This window comes from Runella sp., from assembly GCF_965279615.1.
Classification (GTDB): domain Bacteria; phylum Bacteroidota; class Bacteroidia; order Cytophagales; family Spirosomataceae; genus Runella.
Window position 1 is genome coordinate 3,733,216 of sequence record NZ_OZ257252.1, and the last position, 23,010, is coordinate 3,756,225.

Sequence of the window (23,010 nt, forward strand, 5' to 3'; positions counted from 1 at the left end):
CAACTAACGTTCTGTTTGTCAAAATTGTAGAAAAGCCATTGGCTATACAAAATCAAGGCTATTTTACCACCAATTCAGAAATTTAGATTTTCTTTGCAGTAAACTCACGGCGAGAGTATCAACAGGTAATTGGAAGGATGTACTCATTCAAAAATTTGCCGTTTCGTCGGCCCATTCAATCTATAACTATTGTATGAAAATCAGCACAAATTCGAGTACCGATCTTTTTGTTCATATCAGTCTTGTCGTAGCTCTTGTTGTGGCACTATTTTTGGGGTTCTTCTTTTTGTATTTACCATTTACAACCAATCACGGACAAAGTATTACAGTACCTGATCTATCGGGGATGAGTGTGCAGCAATTGGAAGACTACCTCGATGAGCGCAATTTACGCTATGAAGTGGTCGATTGTACGTTTGTAGTAGGTCAAAAACCATTGACGGTCATTCGGCAAAACCCTAAGTCGGGTTTGCGTGTGAAGGAAGATCGCAAAATATACGTTTACATCACCGCACTCAATGCGCCAAACGTAAAGATGCCCCAACTGGTTGACCGCACAAAAAGAAGCGCCGAAGCAGAATTGGCACGTTTAGGGTTACGACTGGGAGAAATAAAATACGTTCCTGACCCGGCTCAAAATTCTGTCATGACTCAAATGTACAATGGGAGGCCTATCACACCCGGTACACTTATTCCACAAGGATCAAAGATAGATTTAGAAGTAGGAGATGGTATCGGAAATACTGAATTTGATGTTCCGGACGTTGTAGGTAAAACACTTGAAGAAGCTGATTTTGTCCTGAAAGCTTCCAGCCTCAAACGTGGACTTGTAATGCCTGTCGATGACCCTACCAAACCACCCGGAACTGTGGTAAGACAAAATCCGGAAGCAGGGGCAGGAAATAAAATCCACGTTGGCGAGGTGATAGACTTATGGGTAGTTGGTGGATCGCCTGATACGCAACCTGAACAACAGAATGAATAATTTTAGAGAAGCCGGAGAATCACAGTTAACCCTTACTAAAAATCGGACTTCCGTTATTGGATATTTATTATCGGATACTCGTAACATAGCCTTTTGCACAAAAAGGCTATGTTGCATTTTATTCCTTACACTTTTGAGCGTTGCGGCTCAAGCTCAACTCGTTGGCTTTCCCATTGCACCGCCACATACTGCGCCTGTCGTAAAAAACGCGCGTCTGCAAGCGGTTTCACTTCCTTTTTTCGATGATTTTTCGTTGGCAGCCAACGGTGTCCCATCGCCTTCTTTGTGGGTGACAGGGGGTGGTACGTATGTTAACAATACCAATACGATCAACCATCCTACGGTGAACGTAGTTACGTTTGATGGGGCCAATGCCGCAGGGCAGCCTTATAATTTGGTCAACCAAAATGCGCAGGGAAACAGTGATACGCTCACTTCTCAACCCATTACATTGGCAGGTCTGACACCAGCCGATTCACTTTACCTGAGTTTTTATTGGGAACTGCGCGGTTTGGGTGAATTTCCTGACGCCGACGATTCCTTACGGGTTCAATTTTTAAACGATAAAGGCGTTTGGCAAACCATCTGGAAGCAGCCGGGCGGTGTACCCAATCCTAATTTCAATTACGTACAGTTGCCTATTCGGAATGCGGCCTATCTCCACGCAAACTTTCAGTTTCGTTTTCAGGCATTTGCGCGTCAGTCCGGTCAATTTGATTCTTGGCATATTGACTATGTTTATCTTGATAAAAGCCGTCGCTTAAATCGCTATATTCAGGACGTGGCCGTCAGCCTTCCCGTCACTTCTTTTTTGAAACGGTATACAGCCATGCCCCTAAAGCAGTATATGGTTCGTCCTGCCGCCGAAACGGCTGATTCTGTCTCGACGCGAATCAATAACCTTCACAATGTCTTTAACTCTACGGCTTTTTCGTACACCTTAAAAGACGAAGTAACGGGGAAAATTTTTCAAACAGAGCTGAAAGATAACTCTGTATTTATCGATCAATTCAGTTCACAAAACAAAACTGTTAAGCCTCTTCCGATCAGCGTTGACACTAACGTTACCAAACGCATTTCGCTCCTCAGTCGCTTTCAAATTTTGACCACTGACGACCGAAATCCTTCGATTCCGGGCATTGACCTGCGCCGCAACGATAGTATTTCGGGAAAAACCGTTTTGGATGATTATTACGCCTACGACGACGGAACGGCTGAGTACGCTGTGTATATGAACCGGACGCTGGGTCGAACAACCGTTCGGTATTTTTTGAATAAACCCGATGTTGTTTCGGGCGTGAGAATGAACATTGTTCCGATCCTGAAAGATCTGACGGGCCAATCCATCACCATTCAGGTATGGAGTAATAAAGATGGTCGCCCGGGCACCATGCTTCAGCAAAAAGCCTTTAAAGTGGAGTACGCTACCGCCCGCAACGGCTTTATTGAATTTCCGTTTGATTATGGCGTAGCGGTCAGAGATACATTTTATGTTGGTTGGCTCCAAGTGGGTCAAGACGGAATAGCCGTAGGGTTAGACCGAAATACGCAACATGAAAACCAGATATTTGTAAATTTAGGGCAGGAATGGGTACCTTATACCTCTTTTCAAAATGACCCGAATTTGGCTTATTTTCAAGGCAGTTTGCAGGTACGACCGGTTATTGGCGGCAAAGCACTCCCTCCTATCACTTCGGTAGAACCTGAAAGACCAACCGTTTGGGAAGTATTTCCCAACCCTTCCAATGGTCTGATTCACTGGAAATCAGATGAGATCAATCGCATTGACGTTTTTAACCTGACCGGCGCTTTGGTCAGACAACAGGAAGTGCAATCTGCCGACAAAACGATGGACCTCTCCGAATTGCCCAATGGGCTTTATTTGGTGCGATTATCCAATGAAGAAAAAACCGTTGTGAAGAAAATTTTGTTACAACGATGATATTGAACACCTATTGAGTTACATTTTTTATCATCTTTGATCCCTCAATTCTGTTCCTCCTATCTGTTTACTTAACATCAAGCTATCACAATGGATATTACCGTAGAAGAATTAAAACAACGCATTGAAAGCGGCGAAAAAATCAATCTTATTGACGTACGTGAAGATTACGAATACGAAGATGACAACATCGGCGGGCAGCTCATTCCATTAGGCGAGCTTCCTCACCGCATCAGTGAAATCGAAGAACTTAGAGACGAAGAAATTTTGGTGCATTGTCGCTCAGGCAAACGGAGCGAAACCGCCCAACGGTTCATGCAGAGTCAGGGCTTCACCAATGTCCGCAACGTGATCGGCGGCATTTTAGCTTACCGCGATCTGGATTAGACCGATTTTAGGTAGAACGTAATGAGTATTGAGAAGAACATTTTTCGTTAACACTTACTACTCATTACGTTCTACTCAATACTCAACAAGCTTATACCGACATAATATCCTGCTCTTTGGCAGAAAATATCTGATCTACTTTTGTAATAAAACCGTCGGTTAGTTTTTGCACGCGCTCTTCACCGATCTTCACTTCATCTTCCGAAACACCTTCTTTGGTCAATTTACGAATATCGCCATTACTGCTTTGACGAATATTTCGGATGTTCACTTTGGCCGTTTCGATTTCCTGTTTTACGCGTTTCACCAGATCGCGGCGGCGCTCTTCCGTCAACATCGGAATGCTGAGACGAATGTTTTCACCGTCGTTATTAGGAGATAAACCTATGTTACTGTTTCGGATGGCTTTCTCCACTTCTCCGATCAGTTTTTTCTCAAACGGTTTGATCGTGATCGTACGCGCATCAGGGGTGGTAATCGAAGCCACATTATTTAAGGGCGACATCACCCCGTAGTATTCCACCTGAATTCCGTCCAACATGGAGGGAGAAGCTTTTCCCGCGCGAATTTTTGATAATTCGATGGTCAAGTGCTTTATCGCCCGGTCCATCGTGTCTTTGGCGTCTTCGAGATAAAATTCGATTTCTTCCATTGTTACTTTGTTATTGTTATTCGTTAACTATGAGATATACGGATAACCTATCCCTGTTTGATTTGGTAAAGGTAAATTTGCAATTTCTTATTCGTTCGTCACTAATGTTCCCACCGATTCGCCGTTGATGAGGCGAAGCAGGTTTCCCGGCTTATTCATATCAAAAACGATGATCGGCAAATTGTTTTCCTTACAAAGCGCAAAAGCCGTCAAATCCATGATTTTGAGGTTTTTACTTAATGCTTCATCATAGGTTATTTTTTCGTAGCGCGTCGCAGTAGGGTCTTTTTCGGGGTCGGCGGTGTAAATTCCATCTACGCGTGTTCCTTTCAAAACGGCGTCAGCGTTGATCTCAATGGCGCGCAATGCCCCCGCCGAATCGGTTGTAAAGTAGGGGTTACCTGTACCTGCCCCAAAAATTACGATACGTCCTTTTTCCAAGTGGCGCACCGCCCGGCGGCGAATCATCGGCTCGGCTACCTGCTCCATTTTGATGGCCGAAAGCAAACGCGTTACCATCCCGAATTTTTCCAACGAGCTCTGAATGGCCATGCTGTTGATGACCGTTGCCAGCATTCCCATGTGGTCTCCCTGTACCCGATCAATCCCTGATTTCTCAACCGAAGCTCCGCGAAATATATTGCCCCCGCCAATAACAACTGCCACCTGTACACCGGCATCAACGATTGTTTTTACTTCCTTGGCAAACTGCTGGAGAATATCAAAATCAATTACCTGTTTTTTGTCAGGGCCACTAAGCGCTTCACCGCTGAGTTTAAGAAGAATACGTTTATATTTAGGTTGAGACATGGTATGTTTTTAGTTATTAATTAGTGTGTAGTTTATGTTCATAACGTTTATTAAAAGGCGTTCATTTTTATTCAAATTCGACCAGTACCTGGTTTTTATCTACGCTGTCTCCTTTGTTTACTTTAATGCTTTTTACGACACCTTCGCCCGATGATTTTAGGGCATTTTCCATTTTCATGGCGACAAGTACCAGCACAATATCTCCCGCTTTCACCACATCGCCAACCTGTACTTTAATGTCCCAGATCAATCCCGGCATTGGCGCTTTGAGGTTATTCACTTTATTTTTCGCGCCGCCGGCCATGCCCATTTGGGCCAATAACAGATCAAAACGATCTTTGGCGGCTACCGTATAGATGTTTTGGTTGATCTTTATCTTAAAGCTTTTTTCAGCATAATCAGCTTCAATGACCTCAACATTATACGAACGATCATTTTGCAGAATATGAAAACGCCCGTTATTCAACGCGACCAAATCCCAGTAAAAAGGTTGACCATTCAGGGTCATTTCTCCTTTGTTGGAATCAATGTCAAATGTTTGCTGTTCGTTGACCGTTACTTTTAACATAGCATTTCAAGTTTTTGATAAATCAGTTAAGGTAAAACGTATCAACTTTTGACCGGATCGGGTGTAACTCGTTCCCGACGGTTAACCAAGTAAATTCCTGCCAAAATAATGCCCATTCCAACGTATTGCTGAAAACTGATGCGCTCACCGTCAAAGATTCCCCAACTGATCGCAACAATAGGAATCAGATACGTGACCGAAGCTGCAAACAGCCCCGAAGCCAATTGCACAATTCGGTTAAACATCACCGATGCCAAGCCCGAACCGATCACACCTAAAGCCAATAGCGTAGCACTTGGTTGGATATTTTCGACCGCCGTAATTTTTGGAAAGAAATCGGTTGTAAATAATATGATAAATGAAATAGGCCCCGTAAACGCAAACGTCCAGGCGGTCATGGCCAGTGATGGCAAATGACTCAAATGTTTTGAAATAGTGTTGATATTGATTCCGTACAAAAGCGTAGCGGTCAGAATCAGAAACGCGTAAGGATCAGCCACATTCAATGTACCGGCACCTTTGGAGAAAATCAAAAAACAGGAGCCGAGCAAGCCCAACAAAATCCCCACGATCTGCAACGGTCGGCGCGGTTGTGCAAAAAACAATACACCGATCACCAACGTACACAAAGGGCTAAGAGAATTGAGCATTCCCGAAAGGGAGCTATTCAATTTTGTACCCGCCAGCGCAAACAGAAAGGCCGGAATAATATAACCGGTCAGCGCAGATACCAGTATATATGGAAACCGGTCACGAGGAATTTGGCGACGCGAGGCAACCATGATAGGAACAAAAAACAACGACGCCAGAAACAATCGCCCTGCTGCCACTTCCGTCACGCTAAAGGTAAGAAGGCTTTTTTTGATTAAAATGAACGATGTTCCCCAAGTAAGGGCTACCAACAACAGTAAAATCCACGCCTGTGCAGGACTTTTGGATGAATCGTTCACGTCTAAAATGATTAGTGTTATAATCAACGGCAAAAATCATCATCGTTGGTTTATTAACCTTACTTACCAAGGATAATTATTTTTTGCCACCGCAAAAATAGCCGGTTTATTTGATTTCAAAGTGCTTATCGGCAAAGTTCATGTATTGTTGCCAATCGTACAACAGAATATCATGCACTCCTTCGCGAATATGATACCCAATGATTTGCCCGACGGGAGTATTGGGAGGTGGCATCGTTGTGGTTCCCAAACCCGTTTGTTTGTACAGTTGATATACTTTTTCAGCTTCTATTGCACTCATAAATTCTCCTTTGGGATCAGCCCAAACATCTTTGGTAGCACTCGCCACGTACAACGGACGCGGTGCCATCAATCCCAATAATTCGTGTTGGTCAACGGGCAGCTTCGCTACTGCATTATTATATTTTTTGTAATTGGCACAAAACCAATGCGGAAATTGAGTGTTGAGATGCTCGACCGTTTCACCGATCCACCGCCGCGCCAATGCCGCGCCACCCTCGCCTGAATCGTTGGAAATGACAATGGCAAAACGTGGGTCTTCTGCCGCTGCCCATAACGTGGCTTTGCCGATCCGTGAATGCCCCACCGCAATTATCTTTTGTTTGTCGATCTGCAATTCGTTTTTCAGTAAATAATCCACCATGCGGCTCATGCTCCACGCCCAAACGCCGATAGCGCTCCATTTTTCGCGTTGTTCCGGAGTAAGCACCGAGCGCAGTCCCGTTTTCCAGCCTTCGGCGTGATCGGCTTCGAGATCGCCGTAATAAGCCGTGGCTACGGCATAGCCGCGAGATACGATGGCTTCCATCGGCCATCTTCGTTCGGCAATTCCGCGAGAAGCATCGGTTGCCTTGTTGTTGACGAATGTTTTATCAAAGTTTGAATTCACCCAGTTTTCGGTCACAAAAACGTCTTTTTCCTGCGTAGCGGTGTGATTTCCCATAAAATTAAGGCTCACAAAAACGGGCGCTTTTTGGGCATTTTTTGGCAAATACAGCAGAATATTCACCGCTAGTGTTGGTGAAATTTCAGGAAAACGAAGCGTAATTTGCTTGGAAACGGCTTTCCCGCCCAATGCGTTTTCATTAACGGCTTTGACTTTTACTTCTATTTTGATCGATCCCGGAAATGGATTGACACCGTACACATTCTCGGCAAATAATTTCAAAACCGCAGGCCGCCCCGTTTTCTCCCACACTTCTTTTGTTTTGATGAGTTTACCGTTGGGAAGTACTAATGGATCAGGCAAGATATAAGCCGGCATTTGTGACTCATCATAATTGACGGGAATTTTTTGGGCAAAGCCGTTCACTAAATAAGAGAAACTTAGAAAAGTGAGAATTGCTGCTTTTATTGTGGATAACTTGTGCATATATGTCTATTTTGAGATGCATTATTTTGACTCTGTACCTGAAAGAATCCAATTGCGGTTTTCTATCGTTTTTAGGTAACTTTGGCAAAGTTTCGCACTTCATTTATCCATTCTAATCCAAATACATTGTGAAAATCTTTTTTAAAGCCCTCACTTTAGCGCTTTTTGCTTTTAACTCTTTTGCCCAAACTCCTCCTAAATGGCTCCGCTACTCGAGCATTTCTCCCGATGGAAAAACCATCGTTTTTACTTACAAAGGTGATCTTTGGAAAGTAGCGGCCACGGGCGGGGCGGCCACTCCTTTAACGCTGCACGAAGCCCACGATTTTATGCCCGTATGGTCGCACGACAGCAAGACGATTGCCTTTGCTTCTGATCGTTTCGGCAATTTTGACGTATTTACCATTCCTGCCGAAGGCGGCGAAGCCAAGCGACTGACGTTTCACTCCAACAGCGAGTACCCTTACGATTTCTCGCCTGACAACCAACGTGTTGTATTCGGAGGTGTACGCATGGATGTAGCTTCCAACCGCCAATATCCAACGGGTTCGCAGCCGGAACTTTACAGCGTGGGCACGAAAGGCGGCCGCGTACAGCAACTTTTCAGTACCCCCGCCGAAGATGTGAAATACAATCGCGATGGCAGCAAGATGGTGTATCACGACAAAAAAGGAGGCGAAAATCCTTGGCGCAAACACCATACGTCGTCAATCACAAGAGATATTTGGACGTATGATACCAAAACCGCAAAACATACCAAACTGACTGCTTTCGCCGGCGAAGATCGCAATCCCGTTTTTGCAGAAGGCGATAAAAGCCTGTATTATTTGAGCGAAGCCAACGGTTCTTTCAACGTTCATAAACTTTCGTTGGATGCTCCCGCTCAGCCGCAAGCCGTTACATCGTTTAAAAAACATCCCGTTCGCTTTTTGAGCATTGCCACCGACGGTACTCTTTGCTTCAGTTACGACGGTGAAATTTACACGCTTAAATCCGGCGCACAACCCCAAAAAGTAAACATCAGCATTTCTGCCGATGCCCACGCCAACAACGAACGCGTGGTGTCGGTCAGCGGTGGGGTGCGTGACATGGCCGTGTCGCCCAACGGCAAAGAAGTAGCGTATATTTTCCGGGGTGAAGTGTTTGTCAGTTCTGTAGAAGGTGGCTTGACCAAACGCATCACCAATACACCCGAACAGGAGCGCAACGTGAGTTTTTCACCTGACGGAAAAGCCTTATTGTATTCTTCAGAACGCGGCAACAGCTGGAAAATCTACGAAACACGTATCAACCGCAAAGAAGAGCCTTATTTTTACGCGTCCACGGTGTTGAAAGAAACGGCATTGATTTCCAATGAAAAAGAAAACTATCAACCGTCATATTCTCCCGACGGCAAAGAAATAGCCTTCCTCGAAAACCGCGCTACGCTCAATATCATGAACTTGGCTACCAAGCAGATTCGCACGATATTGACCGACAAAGAACTGTTTTCATGGGGCGATAACGACCAATATTTCCAATGGAGTCCCGATGGAAAATGGTTTATGTTTGATTATAACATTCCAAACATTCGTGAAGGAGAAATCGGTCTTATTTCAACCGACGGCAAAGGCAAAGTAACCAACCTGACTGAAAGCGGCTTTGAAGACGGGCGCGCCAAGTGGGTGTTGGGCGGGAAAGCCATGTTGTGGTTCAGCAACCGTGAAGGATTGAAAAGTCTCTCACAAAGCGGTAACAGTCAGATGGATGCTTATGCGCTGTTTTTTACCCAAGCGGCTTTTGACAAATTCAAACTGACCAAAGAAGAAGCAGCTCTTGCCAAAGAAATAGACGAAAAAAACGCCAAGGCCGACACGACCAAGAAAAAAGACGCCAAGAAAGATACCGCCGTAGTGATCGAAATGGAAGGGCTTGAACTTCGCAAAGCAAAATTGACGATTCACTCTTCTAATCTTTCCGACGCACTTATCAACAAAGACGGCGACATGCTGTATTATATGACGCGTTTTGAAAAAGGCTACAATCTTTGGAGTACCAATTTGCGCACTAAAGAAACCAAACAATTGGTAGCCCTTAATGCCAACGGCGGAGGCAGTATGGTGTGGGACAAAGACCAGAAAAGCATCTTTTTGAACGCCGACGGTCGTATTTCCAAAATTGACCCGACTTCCGGAAAGCAGGAAAGCATCGGCACCAACGGAGACATGAACCTGGACGTGGCCGCCGAGCGGGCGTTTATGTTTGAACACGTTTGGCGTCGAACAAAGAAAACATTCTATACCGCAACTTTTCACGGTGTAAATTGGGACAGTTACAAACCTGATTATCAAAGCTATTTACCACACATTGGCAACAATTATGAATTTGCAGAAATGATGAGCGAATTGCTGGGCGAACTCAACGTATCACACAGCGGCGCTTCTTACGGCGCTTTCGGCAATGGCGATGCCACTGCCGCGTTGGGCGTTTTTTATGACGTAAATTTTACCGGTCCGGGTGTACGCATTGAGGAAGTAGTCAAAGATGGTCCACTCGACAAAGCGGGTTTGAACATCAAAGTAGGCACGATCATCGAAGCCATTGACGGAGAGCCCATCACCGCCGACCGAGATTTGGCACAGTACCTCAATCGTAAAGCGGGCAAGAATGTACTTTTGGCATTGTTGGACGGCACCGCCCGCCGCGAAATAGTGGTAAAACCCGTGAGTACCGGCGAAGAAAACCAACTTTTGTACAAACGTTGGGTACGTCGCAATCAGGAGGAAGTTGAAAAACTGAGCAAAGGCGCTTTGGGATATATTCACATTCCGGGCATGGCCGACGGCCCTTTCCGCGTAACGTATGAAGAAGTAATGGGAAAATTTGCCACCAAAAAAGGAATCGTTGTAGATACACGTTTCAACAGCGGCGGCGATCTGGTTTCTGACCTTTCAACGTTCTTTTCGGGTAAAACCTACATGTACAATTCCACCGATACGCGTGTCATTTATTCTGAGCCAAGCTATCGTTGGACCAGACCAAGTATTTCACTCGCCAACGAAGCTAACTATTCTGACGGCCACTGCTACGCATTCATGACACAAGCCACCAAACTCAACAAACTCGTGGGACAGCCTGTACCGGGCACCTGTACGTTTGCAGGTTGGGAAGTGCTTCAGGACCCAAGCATCCGTTGGGGCGTGCCGCCCGTGGGCGTTAAAACCATGGCCGGCACCTATTTGGAAAATGCCCAAACCGAACCCGACATCAAGGTTTGGAATGACTATGAAGTCATTATCAAAGGCAAAGACCAGCAATTGGAACGCGCCGTGGAGGAGTTGATGAAGGAGGTGAAGTAATATAAATGCATAAGAGCTTTGCCAAAGCTCAAAACTTTGGCAAAGCTCTTATTAACCCCAAATAGTTGGTAACTTTGCGCTTTCGTTTTGCGTTACCAATTCATGGACAATAACAAACCTACGCTTACAGACATTGAACTCACCGGCCAAGACCTGATTGAGGTAATGGGTGCCCGTGAGCATAATCTTAAAAATATTGACGTTACCATTCCGCGCAACAAACTTGTGGTCGTGACAGGCATCAGCGGCAGTGGTAAATCTTCCCTCGCATTTGATACCATTTATGCCGAAGGTCAACGTCGCTACATGGAAAGCTTTTCAGCCTATGCCCGTGGTTTTTTGGGCAACATGGAACGCCCTGACGTGGACAAGATCGACGGACTCAGCCCCGTCATCAGCATTGAGCAAAAGACCACGTCTCGCAATCCGCGCTCCACGGTTGGGACCGTAACCGAAATCTATGACTTCCTGCGCTTATTGTATGCTCGCTCAGGCGATGCCTTCAGTTACGTGACCGGGCGTCCGATGGTCAAGCAATCGCAGGATCAGATCATTGATCAGATTCTGAGTCAATTTGAAAATCAGAAGGCAACGTTGTTGGCTCCCGTGGTCAAAGGGCGGAAAGGACATTACCGGGAATTGTTTGTGCAAATTGCCAAACTCGGCTATACCAAAGTTCGTGTAGATAATGAAGTGCAGGACATCACTCCCAAAATGCAGCTCGACCGCTACAAAATTCATGACATTGAAATTGTAGTCGATAGATTGATTCCCAAAACAGAAGATCGTTTCCGATTGAGTCAATCCGTGGGAACAACGCTGAAACAAGGCAAGGGAGTAATGATGCTTTTGGACAAGAAAAACGAAGTTCATTATTTCTCCCAAAACCTGATGGACCCGGAAGCCGGAATCAGTTACGACGACCCGGCTCCCAATAGTTTTTCATTTAACTCTCCCTATGGTTGGTGCCCGACCTGCCAAGGTTTAGGAGTGGTGGAAGAAATTACCCCCGATAGTGTTATTCCCGATAAAAGCCTGAGTCTGAGCCGTGGAGCCATTGCACCCATTGGCGAATACCGTGACTTGTGGATTTTCAAACAATTGGAAATATTGCTTAAACCTTTCAAAGTAACGCTCAGTACTCCGATAGATAAGTTTCCGCCGGAAGCCATCGACCTCATGCTGAATGGTACGGATGAACCCGTTCCCGTTCCTTCCAAAAAATACGAAGGCACAGAGTGGAACAGCAAATACGAGGGAATTATTACGTTTTTGCGCCGGCAGCAGGAAAACGGTTCTGAGAAGATTCAGGATTGGCTTAAGGATTTCATGACCATTACGACCTGTCCCGATTGCCACGGCGCTCGTCTGAAAAAAGAAGCTCTTTGGTTTAAGATCGACGATAAAAATATAGCTGATCTGTCTAATATTGACATTCGTGAATTGGCCAATTGGCTGAACGGTCTGGAAAATCGCATCACAGAACGACAACAATTGATCGGGCGCGAAGTATTGAAAGAAATTCGCAAACGTGTTGGTTTTCTGCTGGATGTCGGGTTGGATTATTTAACATTAAATCGGCCTCTTAAAACTTTATCGGGTGGCGAAGCGCAACGCATCCGTCTTGCCACGCAAATCGGCACGCAGCTCACGGGTGTTTTGTACATCATGGATGAACCGAGCATCGGTCTTCACCAACGTGACAATGTGCGTCTCATTGATTCATTGAAAAAATTACGTGATTTAGGCAACACCGTATTGGTCGTAGAACACGACAAAGACATGATGCTCGAATCTGATTATATTCTGGACATCGGTCCCGGTGCCGGACGTCATGGTGGTCAAGTAGTAGGGTATGGAACACCTGATACATTTTTGAAAAACGGCTCATTGACTGCTGATTACCTGAGCGGCAGAATCGCGATTGACGTTCCGAAAAAACGCCGTGAAGGCAATGGCAAAACCATTGTTCTGAAAGGGACAACGGGGAATAATCTTAAAAACGTAACGCTCAACCTGCCTTTGGGCAAAATGCTCTGCGTAACGGGTGTGAGTGGAAGTGGCAAATCTTCGTTGATTCACGAAACATTGTTCCCTATTTTGAACCGCCATTTTTACAATTCCAAACGCGAACCGTTGCCTTACAAAAGTGTGGAAGGTTTGGAACACATTGACAAAGTGATCGAAGTGGACCAATCCCCCATCGGTCGTACGCCGCGCTCAAACCCGGCCACTTACACCAATCTTTTCTCCGAAATTCGTTCGTTGTATGCCGAGCTTCCCGAAGCCAAAATCCGGGGCTATAAGCCGGGACGTTTTTCATTCAATGTCAAAGGCGGTCGTTGTGAAGATTGTGAAGGAGCAGGAATGAAAAAAATCGAAATGGAATTTCTTCCCGATGTGTATGTAAACTGCGACACCTGTAAGGGAAAACGTTTTAATCGGGAAACCTTAGAAGTACGTTTTAAAGGAAAATCCATTTCCGATGTACTGGACATGACCGTAGAACAGGCATTGGAATTCTTTGAAAGTATCCCAAAAATCAACCGAAAAGTAGTAACCCTGAATGACGTAGGATTGGGATACATTACCCTCGGCCAACACGCCACCACTCTTTCGGGCGGAGAAGCGCAGCGGGTGAAATTGGCAGAAGAGCTTTCTAAAAAAGACACCGGACAAACGCTCTACATTTTGGATGAACCTACTACCGGACTTCATTTTCAGGATATTCGCCATTTATTGGATGTACTGAACAAACTGGTAGACAAAGGGAACACGGTTCTGATCATCGAACACAACATGGACGTTATCAAAGTATCCGATTACGTCATCGACCTCGGCCCGGAAGGCGGCAACGCCGGCGGACGTATCATCGCGGAAGGAACACCCGAAAAAGTAGCGAAGGTAAAAGAGAGTTTTACGGGGAAATTTTTGAAAGCCGAATTATCGTAGGGGTGGAGTTTACCTCCGCCCGGCAACCGCGAAACCGCCAACGCAAATACGGACGCAAAAGGGCAGACGCAAGGCCTGCCCCTACGGGCTTCCAAATTCGTAGGGGCGGGGTTTACCTCCGCCCGGTAACCGCGAAGAGTTCCAACTAATCGCCAGCGCAAAAAGGGCAGACGCAAGGCCTGCCCCTACGGATTTTATCAACAATCGTATTGCAGGTACGTGACAATTCATGATACTTTTCGTCCAATCTCAAAATGGACAGGTTACAATACGATTTAAGATGAAATTTAATCCCAAAATCCATCATCGAAATTCTATTCGACTTAAGGATTTTGATTACAGCTCCCAAGAGTATTATTTCATAACGATATGCGCCAGAAATCGTGAATGTATTTTTGGAGAAATAATTGATAACCAACCTAAATTGATTCAGTTAGGGCAAATTATTAAACACGAATGGCTCGCACTCCCCAGACGATTTCCCCAGATAGAATTAGATGAGTATATCATCATGCCCAATCATTTTCATGCAATTATCCAAATCTTAGGGGTATTTTCCAGTGCCTCTGTTTGGGCAGACGTAAAGCCTGCCCCTACTCTAGGCGATATTATTTGTGCGTTTAAATTGGTGGTTTTCAAAAGGTATTACGATCTTATTCGACAAAACAATGTAGATGAAATAGCCAAATGTTGGCAACGTAATTATTGGGAGCGCATTATTCGAGATAACCAAGAGTTTATTAATATTCAACATTACATTGCTACCAATCCCGAAAGATGGTCAGAAGATTCTGATAATCTGGACAGGCTGCTTATACGCATGACTGAACGACACGACGCGTAGGGGCGGGGCTTGCCTCCGCCCGGAATTCGCGACACTATTTCAATAATTGCCGACGCAAATACAAACGCAAAAAAGGGCAGACGCGAGGCCTGCCCCTACGAACATCTAAACCTGTAGGGGCGGGGTTTACCTCCGCTCGATAACCGCGATAATATTTCAATAACCGCCACTACAAATACGGACACAAAAAGGGCAGACGCGAGGCCTGCCCCTACAATTTCGGGCATAAAAAAACAAAGGGCCGAAAATTTCGGCCCTTTGTCGCTACTCACCATCCTCTACGTTGACCATTGCGACCGTAGTCGTCGTAGGTCGAACGCTCATTATCCCGTCTCTCATGGGTAATTTCACGATTAAGCGCTACCAAATCATCTGTCAATTCACGACGTTCGCGAGGGTCAAGCACCCGGTCACGCCAGAAGATCTGCTCTTTGCGCTCAATGCGTTCTACATCACGCATTAAATGTTTTGCTTCACGAGATGATAAAGAACCCTGCGCAATGCCATCGGCTATTCGACGACGGGCTTCACGTTGGAAATCATCTATTCTATCGCCCATATTTCCACCCCTATTATTATGCGAATCATATCCGCGGTCGTCACGGCGGTTATCATAACGGTCATCATTCCTACGGTCACGGCCGTTATTACCCCATTGGGCATTGGCACTTCCGAAAGCTACTAAGATCAAGGCGGCTGCAAACACTAACTTTTTCATGGCATTTATTTGTTTTAATGATACAATGATTTTGCTTATTTTACTCTTAGAACGCTGAAAATCGCAAAGGTTTATAATGGCCCGGTTAATGATTGTTAACAGCTTTTTAAAAGATTTTATTAACTTGCTAAACCAACCTAAACTAACTTATAGAATGCCTTTTAAATGCATTATTTCGGCTTTTTTATGTTTTTTTTTCAGTCAATATTCTCATAGTCAAAGTCGTATTCAAAAAACATTTGAAGGCACGATAAACAACACAATTCCAATCGTTCTTACCTTAACACAAGCCGGCAACGCTGTCTTTGGAAATGTGGTTTATACGAAAAAAGGAATTCCCATCACAGTCATTGGGCACATTGAAGAAGGCACCCTTTTTGCCAATGAACTAATGGCAGACGGGACCGTAACAGGAACCTATTCAGGCACATTGAAAGGAGAGTCCATTTCGGGAAGTTGGTTTGCCCCAAAAAGCAATAGCAAAGAGCTCAAACTGAATCTTAAGCAAACCAATAGCAGTAGTGTTGCTGCAAAACCGCTGCCCAATCTGACCGGTACTTATTTTTATTCTTTTGGAAAAGATAGCGGCTCCGGAGAATTGAAGATCATTCAGAATGATCCAAGCAAAATCACCTTGGGTTTTGACTGCATAAACGGGCCTCCTGCCTACAATATGGCTATGATCGATAAAACCACGGTCAAGCTCATTGGCAATCAGGCTATTTATGAAAACAATGAGTTTGGCAAGTGCAAACTGCGCCTCATTTTTGAAACCAATCTGGTGCAGGTAGATTACGTAGGAGATGCGTACGACTGCGGTTTTGGCAATGCAGCGTCGGTCGTGGGAAACTACATTAAGATAAAAACCGGCAAGCCTGTTTTTGACGCTAAATAATTTTCATCAACAATAATTCTCATTAACTCACCTATGAAAAGCACTTTTGTTGCAGGCGGTCTGCTGCTTCTCGGCATGTATGCGCACGCCCAAAAATCCATTAGCGGATTTTCGGTTTCCAACCAGTCAAAACAGGAAAAGGTTGAACAGGAATACCGCACCAAGCAATCGTCCGAACGCTATAAAAATCACCTTCAAAAACTAACAAGTGTGCCACACTTGGCCGGTACGCCCGAAAACGAAAAAGTCCGTGATTACATCGCCGATGTGATGCGCAAAGCCGGATTGCAGGTGGAAATTTTTCCGCACGACATTTATCTTTCCAAAAGCCCCGGCGAAAGTTTGGTGGAAGTGGTAGAACCGATTCGAATGCCGCTCAACAATCGTGAGTTTATTATAAAGGAAGACAAATACTCCGCCGATCCGCGCCTCACGCCCGGTTGGAATTCTTACTCGGGAACGGGAGATGTCACAACTGAAGTCGTATATGCTAATTACGGTCGCAAAGAAGATTTCGAGCAATTGAAAGCAATGGGTATTTCCGTTAAAGGCAAAATTGTATTGGCTCGTTACGGAGGTAATTTCCGTGGGTATAAGGCAAAACATGCTGAAGCCGCAGGGGCAGCCGGCGTTATCATTTATACCGATCCTGCCGACAACGGCTACATGAAAGGCGTTACGTTTCCGGAAGGGTCGCAACCTAATGATAATACCATCCAAAGAGGTTCATTATTGACTGTAGATTATACCGGCGATCCGCTAACTCCTTTTGAACCGGCATTGCCATTGGATGGTCCAAAAAAAATCAAACGCCTTGACCCTAAAGACGCGTCTTTTCATAAAATTCCCGTTACGCCACTTCCTTGGGGCTCCGCCGTTGAGATCCTCAAACGCATGACCGGCAAGGCCGTTCCGGCAGGATGGCAGGGAGGTTTGCCTTTGGCGTATCGCCTGGAAGGCGGTTCTGAGTTGAAAGTGCATTTGAAAGTAAAGCAAGACAAAGAGTTTGTGCGTATTTATCAAGTCGTAGGAACGCTTACCGGAAGCGAGTTCCCGGACGAGTGGATCATTGCCGGTTGTCATTATGATGCTTGGTCATACGGTTCTACCGACCCCAACAGCGGTACTGCTATGCTTTTGACGTTGGCTGAATCATTGGGAAAATTACCCCAAAAACCTAAGCGCACGGTCAAGATCTGCCATTGGGACGCAGAAGAACACGGCGTCATTGGTTCGGCTGAATGGGTAGAACAAATGCGCGATGAGTTGACCGCCAAAGCCGTTGCGTACATGAATTATGACGCCGCCGTTTCAGGAAAAATATTCGGCGGAAGTTCGTCGCCTTCGTTAAAAAAGCTCCTCATCGAAGCTACGCAGTCAGTACAATATCCTGATTCCAACAAAACGGTTTACGAACATTGGATGGCACAAAAAGGCGGCAAAAGAGGAAGTACGGTAGGGATAAACAGCGCAGCGCCCGTAGCAGTTGTTGATGAGCCAACGATTGGTAACTTAGGCGGCGGCTCCGACCACATTGCCTTTTATATGCACGCCGGGATTCCTTCACTAAGTGCGGGAACAGGTGGCCCAACCCTTTATCATTCTCAGTACGATGACTTATTCTTTTACAATAAATTTGTGGATTCTACGTACAAAATGGGTCCGATGGTTGAGCAGGTGGTAGGAACAATGTCGTTGCGGTTGGCCAATGCTGATATTTTGCCGTACGATGTTTCGAGGTACGCAACTGACTTGGCAACGCACCTCAAAACCGCCGAAAAAGCTGTTAAGGCGTATAAGTCTGATTACTCGGTTGATAAATTGTTGGCTCAGGTGGAAATATTAAAGCAAAACGCCGAACAGTTTGAAAGCCGTATCAAAACATTGTTGGCATCTGAGCAACTCGATAAAGTGAAAGTAGCCGCCATCAACAAAGAATTAAGGGATTTGGAAAAAGCCTTCCTCGACCCTAAAGGCATGGCTTATGGCTCATGGTACCGCTCTTTGTATGCGTCTTCTGATCCTTACAGTGGCTACGCATCCTGGATGTTGCCGGCTTTTCAATACGAAGCATCGCTCAAATCAACGGCCAATTTGCCTGACATTGAAGCACGACACGCCAAAGCCATTGAGTCCCTGAATACAAAAATTGTGACAATGAACCAACAGTTAGGCGGAAGCGCTTCGTCGTTGGGTGGAGCTAAAAATTAAGAGCGGCAGTCATACGTTGGCAAGTATCTTAGCCTTATTTCTGCCTTATTGAGATGAGACATTTGTAATTATACATAACGCATGAAATGGCCTAAAAACAAGGTATTACTCAGTGTATCAGCGCTTGTGTTTATCGGGGCGGGATGGAATATCCTCCCCGACAATCGCGTTGATTTCAACACGGAGGTAAAACCGATTCTCAATAAAAAGTGCATGGCTTGCCACGGAGGCGTGAAAAAAGCGGGAGGCTTCAGCCTGCTTTTTCGCGAAGAAGCCCTCGGCAAGACCAAATCAGGCAAACCGGCCATTGTTCCCGGCGATGCTGACGAATCAACCTTCATTCAACTGCTCAATGATCCTGATCCTGAAAAACGCATGCCCAGAAAAGGCGACCCGCTCACGGATGAGGAAATCAATATTTTACGCGATTGGGTTGACCAAGGAGCGGAATGGGGTACCCACTGGGCTTATACTGCCGTAGAAAAACAAAGCGTTCCGCAACCCGGTTGGTGGGATAAACTCTTTCACAATACTTCTTGGGGAAATTCCGACATTGATCGTTTTGTTCTTGAAAAACAACAGGCGCAAAACAGCAACGCGCTCATTCCTGCTCCCGAAGCCGACCGTGCTACATTGCTGCGGCGCGTTACGTTAGACCTTACGGGTTTGGCACCAACAGCGGCGCAATACGAGCATTTCTTAAATGATAAAAGCCCCAAAGCCTACGAAACGGCCGTAGATTCGTTGTTGGCTTCTCCTGCTTTTGGAGAACGTTGGGCGAGTATGTGGCTTGATCTGGCCCGCTATGCCGATTCCAGAGGCTATGAAAAAGACGATGTACGTAATATTTGGCGGTACCGTGATTGGGTCATAAAGGCGTTTAACGATAATAAACCCTATGACCAATTTCTGACGGAACAACTCGCCGGCGACCTATTGCCAAACAGAACGGAGAATGAACTCATTGCCACGGGTTTTCACCGCAATACCATGAACAATGACGAAGGAGGAACCGACAATGAAGAATTTCGCACCTCCGAAGTCCTCGACCGAGTGAGTACCACTTGGGAAGCTTTGCAGGGCACTACCTTTGCCTGTGTGCAATGCCACAGCCACCCTTACGACCCTTTTCGCCATGAAGAATACTACAAATTCATGGCTTTTCTCAACAATACGAGCGATCAGGACGTAAGCGATGAGGCTTCTTTCCTACGCTTCTTTAACGAAAAAGACCAAAAGAAACTGGATGAGCTGACCGTATGGTTGAAGAAAAACACAACGCCTCAAAAAGCGGAACAATACACGCATTATGTCCGTACGTTGGAGCCACGGATTTACTTTCACCTTTTTGACCAATACAAAAACGGAACATTGGAACCCACAGCAGCGGCGCTTTTGCAAAACAACGGCTCGCTTCGGTTGAAACAGGCACCTTTGGTTGGTAAAAGAAAAATGCTGCTCTACTACCATTCGGGGCAATTGGGAACTATTGCTCAAATTAAAACGGACAGTTTGAACGGGCCGCTTTTAGCCACCGTAAAACTTGATACTGCCCAAGGTTGGGATTTCAAAATTGCCTACATAGACCTTCCAACATTCTCGACGCGAAAAGACCTGCATTTTTTATTCACAAATTCCAAAATCAAAGACCAAAAAACGGACATCGCTGCATTGATCTGGGTTGCGTTTTGGGACGAAAATTTTCCGGGCCAAGGCAAAGCAGGTTACGAAGAGCAATACAAAAACTTTCAAAAACTGTTGGTCACTTCAGCCGAAACGGTGCCCATTTTACAGGAAAATCCCGCCGAATACGCCCGCACTACCCGCGTTTTTGAGCGAGGCAGTTTTTTAAGTCCTGCCGCCGCTGTCTCTCCCGATGTTCCTAAATCATTGCATGCATTTCCAAAAAATGCGCCACGTAACCGTTTAGGGTTGGCCCAATGGATGACCTCTACACAAAATCCGTTGACAGCTCGCGTGGCCGTGAATCGTTTTTGGGAACAACTGTTCGGAACCGGCTTGGTCGAAACACTCGAAGATTTTGGTTCACAGGGCTTTACTCCCACTCACCTTGAACTGTTGGATTATTTGTCGTACAAATTCATGTACGATTATAATTGGCAAATAAAACCATTATTGAAAGACATGGTGCTGTCGGCCACGTATCGGCAGAATTCCCGCGCTACCGACGCGCAAATTGCTCAAGACCCAACCAATCGTTGGTTGTCGCGCGGGCCGAGAGTGCGACTTACGGGAGAACAAATACGTGATCAGGCGCTTGGCGTCAGTGGATTATTAAGCACAAAAATGTACGGAAAACCCGTGATGCCGTATCAGCCACAGGGCGTTTGGCAGATCGTGTATAGTGGTGTAAGTTGGAAAAGAAGTGAAGGTGAAGACGCCTATCGACGCGCCATTTATACATTCATCCGACGTTCAAGTCCTTATCCAAGCATGCTGACTTTCGACGGTTCGAGCCGTGAAGTGTGCTTGGCGCGGCGCATCCGAACCAATACTCCTTTGCAGGCACTGGTCACATTGAATGATTCGGCTTTTGTGGAAATGTCGATAAAATTTGCGGAACGCATGGAAACAGAAGGTGGCAAAACGGTCGCATCCAAACTCCAACGCGGTTATTGGCTCATGACAGGCCACACCCTGCCACCCACCAAACAAAAAGTCTTGATCCGCCTCTATACCGACGCACTTCACCGTTTTGAAAAAGACAACGAAAAAGCGGTGTGCTGGGTTAGTAAACAACCGGCTACGGCCCATGATGCCGCGTTGGCTTTTGTGGCCAATACAATGTTGAACATGGACGAGTTTATTTCGAAGCAATGATATGATGAAGCTAAACGACGAACTTCGATTGGCGCAGGCGCAGTTTGAAACCCGCCGCCATTTTTTGAAACAATGTACTTCGGGCATTGGCATGATGGCGTTGGGAAGTATTCTGGGGAATTGTACTACTGATTCTAAAAAAGTATCTTCTGCCCCGCTTGACTTAAATCCGTTGGCGGTGCGCAACCCACACTTTGCTCCTAAGGCTAAGTCGGTGATCTTCATGCACTTTTGCGGGTCGCCTTCGCAGTTGGAATTGTGGGATTATAAACCCGAATTGGCAAAATTAGACGGCAAACCCTGTCCTCCGTCGTTTCTGGAAGGAAAGCGTTTTGCTTTTATTCGGGGTGTCCCGGATATGTTGGGTTCGGTAGGAAATTTCAAACAACACGGCCAATCGGGCGCGTGGGTTTCCGATTATTTCAATTATTTTCCTTCGGTCGTAGATGAAGTTTCCTTCCTGAAAGCCATGTACACCGACCAATTCAACCACGCGCCGGCTCAACTGCTGATGCATACCGGCAGCGCCCGTTTGGGACGGCCGAGCATGGGTGCCTGGAGTACGTACGGATTGGGTTCGGAAAATTCCAATTTACCGGGTTTTGTGGTATTGACATCCGGAGGAAAAACTCCGGATGCAGGCAAAAGTATCTGGGGAAGCGGCTTTTTACCCTCTGTATATCAAGGTGTTCAATGCCGCTCAGAAGGTGATCCTGTGCTGTTTTTAAGCGACCCGAGCGGTCTTGACCGCGACCTTCGCCGCAAAGCGGTGGATGCATTGACCGAGGTAAATCGCCAACAATACGAAGAATTCAAAGACCCCGAAACGTTGGCGCGTATTGCACAATATGAGATGGCTTTTAATATGCAGATCTCTGTGCCTGAGGTGATGGACATCAGCAAAGAGCCGGCCTACATTCACGAGCTTTACGGCACCAAGCCCGGCGAAGCAAGCTTTGCCAACAATTGTTTACTGGCCCGAAAACTGGTCGAAAAAGGCGTGCGTTTTGTGCAGCTTTATGATTGGGGTTGGGATACGCACGGAGATGGCGAAGGGACTTCGCTGGAAGTAGGGCTCCGTCGAAAAACAGAAGGCATAGACCGTTCTATGACGGCCCTTCTGATGGATCTAAAACAACGCGGTTTATTGGATGAAACATTGGTAGTATGGGGAACAGAATTTGGCCGCACGCCCATGCGCGAAAACCGCAACGGTAAAGTAATGCCTTTTAAAGGGCGCGATCATCATACGGATGCATTTACGTGTTGGATGGCAGGAGGAGGCATTCGCCAAGGATATTCGCACGGAGAAAGTGATGAATTTGGCTATCACGGCATCAGCGGCCGTACGCACATTCATGACTTGCAGGCCACGATCTTGCACCAATTAGGCTTTGACCATGAGCAACTTACCTACGAATTTCAAGGACGCCATTTCCGACTGACCGATGTAAGTGGAAAGGTGATAAAAGAAGTAATTGCTTAATACCACTAAGGACGGCTTTAACGGGCCGCCCTTAGTGG

The 23,010-nt window shown here is 45.9% G+C and carries 16 protein-coding genes; 10 read left to right on the forward strand and 6 right to left on the reverse strand.

Going from position 1 to position 23,010, the window contains the following annotated elements; translation table 11 throughout:
* Positions 1–193: 193 nt before the first annotated feature.
* The 3 genes from ACQY73_RS15780 to ACQY73_RS15790 all read left to right on the forward strand — a co-directional run bounded on the left by ACQY73_RS15780 (position 194) and on the right by ACQY73_RS15790 (position 3,314).
* Positions 194–985, forward strand: coding sequence for a PASTA domain-containing protein (locus tag ACQY73_RS15780; protein ID WP_428667762.1), 792 nt, complete (start codon positions 194–196; stop codon positions 983–985).
* Positions 978–2,927: a T9SS type A sorting domain-containing protein gene (locus tag ACQY73_RS15785; protein ID WP_428667764.1), complete on the forward strand. Its 1,950-nt coding sequence runs from the start codon at positions 978–980 to the stop codon at positions 2,925–2,927. The genes ACQY73_RS15780 and ACQY73_RS15785 overlap by 8 nt, the downstream gene beginning before the upstream one ends.
* 90 nt (positions 2,928–3,017) lie before the next feature.
* Complete coding sequence (locus tag ACQY73_RS15790) at positions 3,018–3,314, forward strand: rhodanese-like domain-containing protein (RefSeq protein ID WP_428667766.1); 297 nt, start codon at positions 3,018–3,020, stop codon at positions 3,312–3,314.
* 91 nt (positions 3,315–3,405) lie between these two features.
* Here ACQY73_RS15790 and frr read toward each other — a convergent pair whose 3' ends face one another.
* From frr to ACQY73_RS15815, 5 genes are all read right to left on the reverse strand, one after another.
* Positions 3,406–3,966, reverse strand: coding sequence for a ribosome recycling factor (gene frr, locus ACQY73_RS15795; RefSeq protein WP_428667768.1), 561 nt, complete (start codon positions 3,964–3,966; stop codon positions 3,406–3,408).
* An 87-nt stretch (positions 3,967–4,053) separates the two neighbouring features.
* Complete coding sequence (pyrH, locus tag ACQY73_RS15800; protein ID WP_428667770.1) at positions 4,054–4,776, reverse strand: UMP kinase; 723 nt, start codon at positions 4,774–4,776, stop codon at positions 4,054–4,056.
* 67 nt (positions 4,777–4,843) lie between these two features.
* Positions 4,844–5,344: a biotin/lipoyl-containing protein gene (locus ACQY73_RS15805; RefSeq protein WP_428667772.1), complete on the reverse strand. Its 501-nt coding sequence runs from the start codon at positions 5,342–5,344 to the stop codon at positions 4,844–4,846.
* 41 nt (positions 5,345–5,385) lie between these two features.
* Positions 5,386–6,294, reverse strand: coding sequence for a DMT family transporter (locus tag ACQY73_RS15810; protein WP_428667774.1), 909 nt, complete (start codon positions 6,292–6,294; stop codon positions 5,386–5,388).
* 106 nt (positions 6,295–6,400) lie between these two features.
* Complete coding sequence (locus ACQY73_RS15815) at positions 6,401–7,687, reverse strand: acetylxylan esterase (protein WP_428667776.1); 1,287 nt, start codon at positions 7,685–7,687, stop codon at positions 6,401–6,403.
* Positions 7,688–7,815: 128 nt separating this feature from the next.
* Between ACQY73_RS15815 and ACQY73_RS15820 the strand changes: the two genes are divergently transcribed.
* The 3 genes from ACQY73_RS15820 (at position 7,816) to ACQY73_RS15830 (ending at position 14,821) form a co-directional block, all read left to right on the forward strand.
* Positions 7,816–11,025: a S41 family peptidase gene (locus ACQY73_RS15820; protein ID WP_428667778.1), complete on the forward strand. Its 3,210-nt coding sequence runs from the start codon at positions 7,816–7,818 to the stop codon at positions 11,023–11,025.
* Between the two features lie 102 nt (positions 11,026–11,127).
* Positions 11,128–13,977: an excinuclease ABC subunit UvrA gene (gene uvrA / locus ACQY73_RS15825; RefSeq protein WP_428667780.1), complete on the forward strand. Its 2,850-nt coding sequence runs from the start codon at positions 11,128–11,130 to the stop codon at positions 13,975–13,977.
* Between the two features lie 229 nt (positions 13,978–14,206).
* A complete protein-coding gene (locus ACQY73_RS15830; protein WP_428667782.1) occupies positions 14,207–14,821 on the forward strand; it encodes a transposase in 615 nt (204 codons plus the stop codon).
* A 268-nt stretch (positions 14,822–15,089) separates the two neighbouring features.
* Here ACQY73_RS15830 and ACQY73_RS15835 read toward each other — a convergent pair whose 3' ends face one another.
* Complete coding sequence (locus ACQY73_RS15835; RefSeq protein WP_428667784.1) at positions 15,090–15,539, reverse strand: hypothetical protein; 450 nt, start codon at positions 15,537–15,539, stop codon at positions 15,090–15,092.
* 154 nt (positions 15,540–15,693) lie between these two features.
* On the opposite strand from ACQY73_RS15835, the gene ACQY73_RS15840 reads away from it, so the two are divergent.
* From ACQY73_RS15840 to ACQY73_RS15855, 4 genes are all read left to right on the forward strand, one after another.
* Positions 15,694–16,434: a hypothetical protein gene (locus ACQY73_RS15840; RefSeq protein WP_428667786.1), complete on the forward strand. Its 741-nt coding sequence runs from the start codon at positions 15,694–15,696 to the stop codon at positions 16,432–16,434.
* A gap of 33 nt (positions 16,435–16,467) precedes the next feature.
* Positions 16,468–18,645: a M28 family peptidase gene (locus ACQY73_RS15845; RefSeq protein WP_428667788.1), complete on the forward strand. Its 2,178-nt coding sequence runs from the start codon at positions 16,468–16,470 to the stop codon at positions 18,643–18,645.
* A gap of 81 nt (positions 18,646–18,726) precedes the next feature.
* A complete protein-coding gene (locus ACQY73_RS15850) occupies positions 18,727–21,486 on the forward strand; it encodes a DUF1553 domain-containing protein (RefSeq protein ID WP_428667790.1) in 2,760 nt (919 codons plus the stop codon).
* A gap of 1 nt (position 21,487) precedes the next feature.
* Complete coding sequence (locus tag ACQY73_RS15855) at positions 21,488–22,972, forward strand: DUF1501 domain-containing protein (protein ID WP_428667792.1); 1,485 nt, start codon at positions 21,488–21,490, stop codon at positions 22,970–22,972.
* Positions 22,973–23,010 lie beyond the last annotated feature (38 nt).

Bases quoted from the DNA above. Each gene is read 5' to 3' on its own strand.
- ACQY73_RS15780 (WP_428667762.1), top strand. From the start codon at position 194: ATGAAAATCAGCACAAATTCGAGTACCGATCTTTTTGTTCATATCAGT.
- ACQY73_RS15785 (WP_428667764.1), top strand. From the start codon at position 978: ATGAATAATTTTAGAGAAGCCGGAGAATCACAGTTAACCCTTACTAAA.
- ACQY73_RS15790 (WP_428667766.1), top strand. From the start codon at position 3,018: ATGGATATTACCGTAGAAGAATTAAAACAACGCATTGAAAGCGGCGAA.
- frr (WP_428667768.1), bottom strand. From the start codon at position 3,966: ATGGAAGAAATCGAATTTTATCTCGAAGACGCCAAAGACACGATGGAC.
- pyrH (WP_428667770.1), bottom strand. From the start codon at position 4,776: ATGTCTCAACCTAAATATAAACGTATTCTTCTTAAACTCAGCGGTGAA.
- ACQY73_RS15805 (WP_428667772.1), bottom strand. From the start codon at position 5,344: ATGTTAAAAGTAACGGTCAACGAACAGCAAACATTTGACATTGATTCC.
- ACQY73_RS15815 (WP_428667776.1), bottom strand. From the start codon at position 7,687: ATGCACAAGTTATCCACAATAAAAGCAGCAATTCTCACTTTTCTAAGT.
- uvrA (WP_428667780.1), top strand. From the start codon at position 11,128: ATGGACAATAACAAACCTACGCTTACAGACATTGAACTCACCGGCCAA.
- ACQY73_RS15830 (WP_428667782.1), top strand. From the start codon at position 14,207: ATGATACTTTTCGTCCAATCTCAAAATGGACAGGTTACAATACGATTT.
- ACQY73_RS15835 (WP_428667784.1), bottom strand. From the start codon at position 15,539: ATGAAAAAGTTAGTGTTTGCAGCCGCCTTGATCTTAGTAGCTTTCGGA.
- ACQY73_RS15840 (WP_428667786.1), top strand. From the start codon at position 15,694: ATGCCTTTTAAATGCATTATTTCGGCTTTTTTATGTTTTTTTTTCAGT.
- ACQY73_RS15845 (WP_428667788.1), top strand. From the start codon at position 16,468: ATGAAAAGCACTTTTGTTGCAGGCGGTCTGCTGCTTCTCGGCATGTAT.
- ACQY73_RS15850 (WP_428667790.1), top strand. From the start codon at position 18,727: ATGAAATGGCCTAAAAACAAGGTATTACTCAGTGTATCAGCGCTTGTG.
- ACQY73_RS15855 (WP_428667792.1), top strand. From the start codon at position 21,488: ATGATGAAGCTAAACGACGAACTTCGATTGGCGCAGGCGCAGTTTGAA.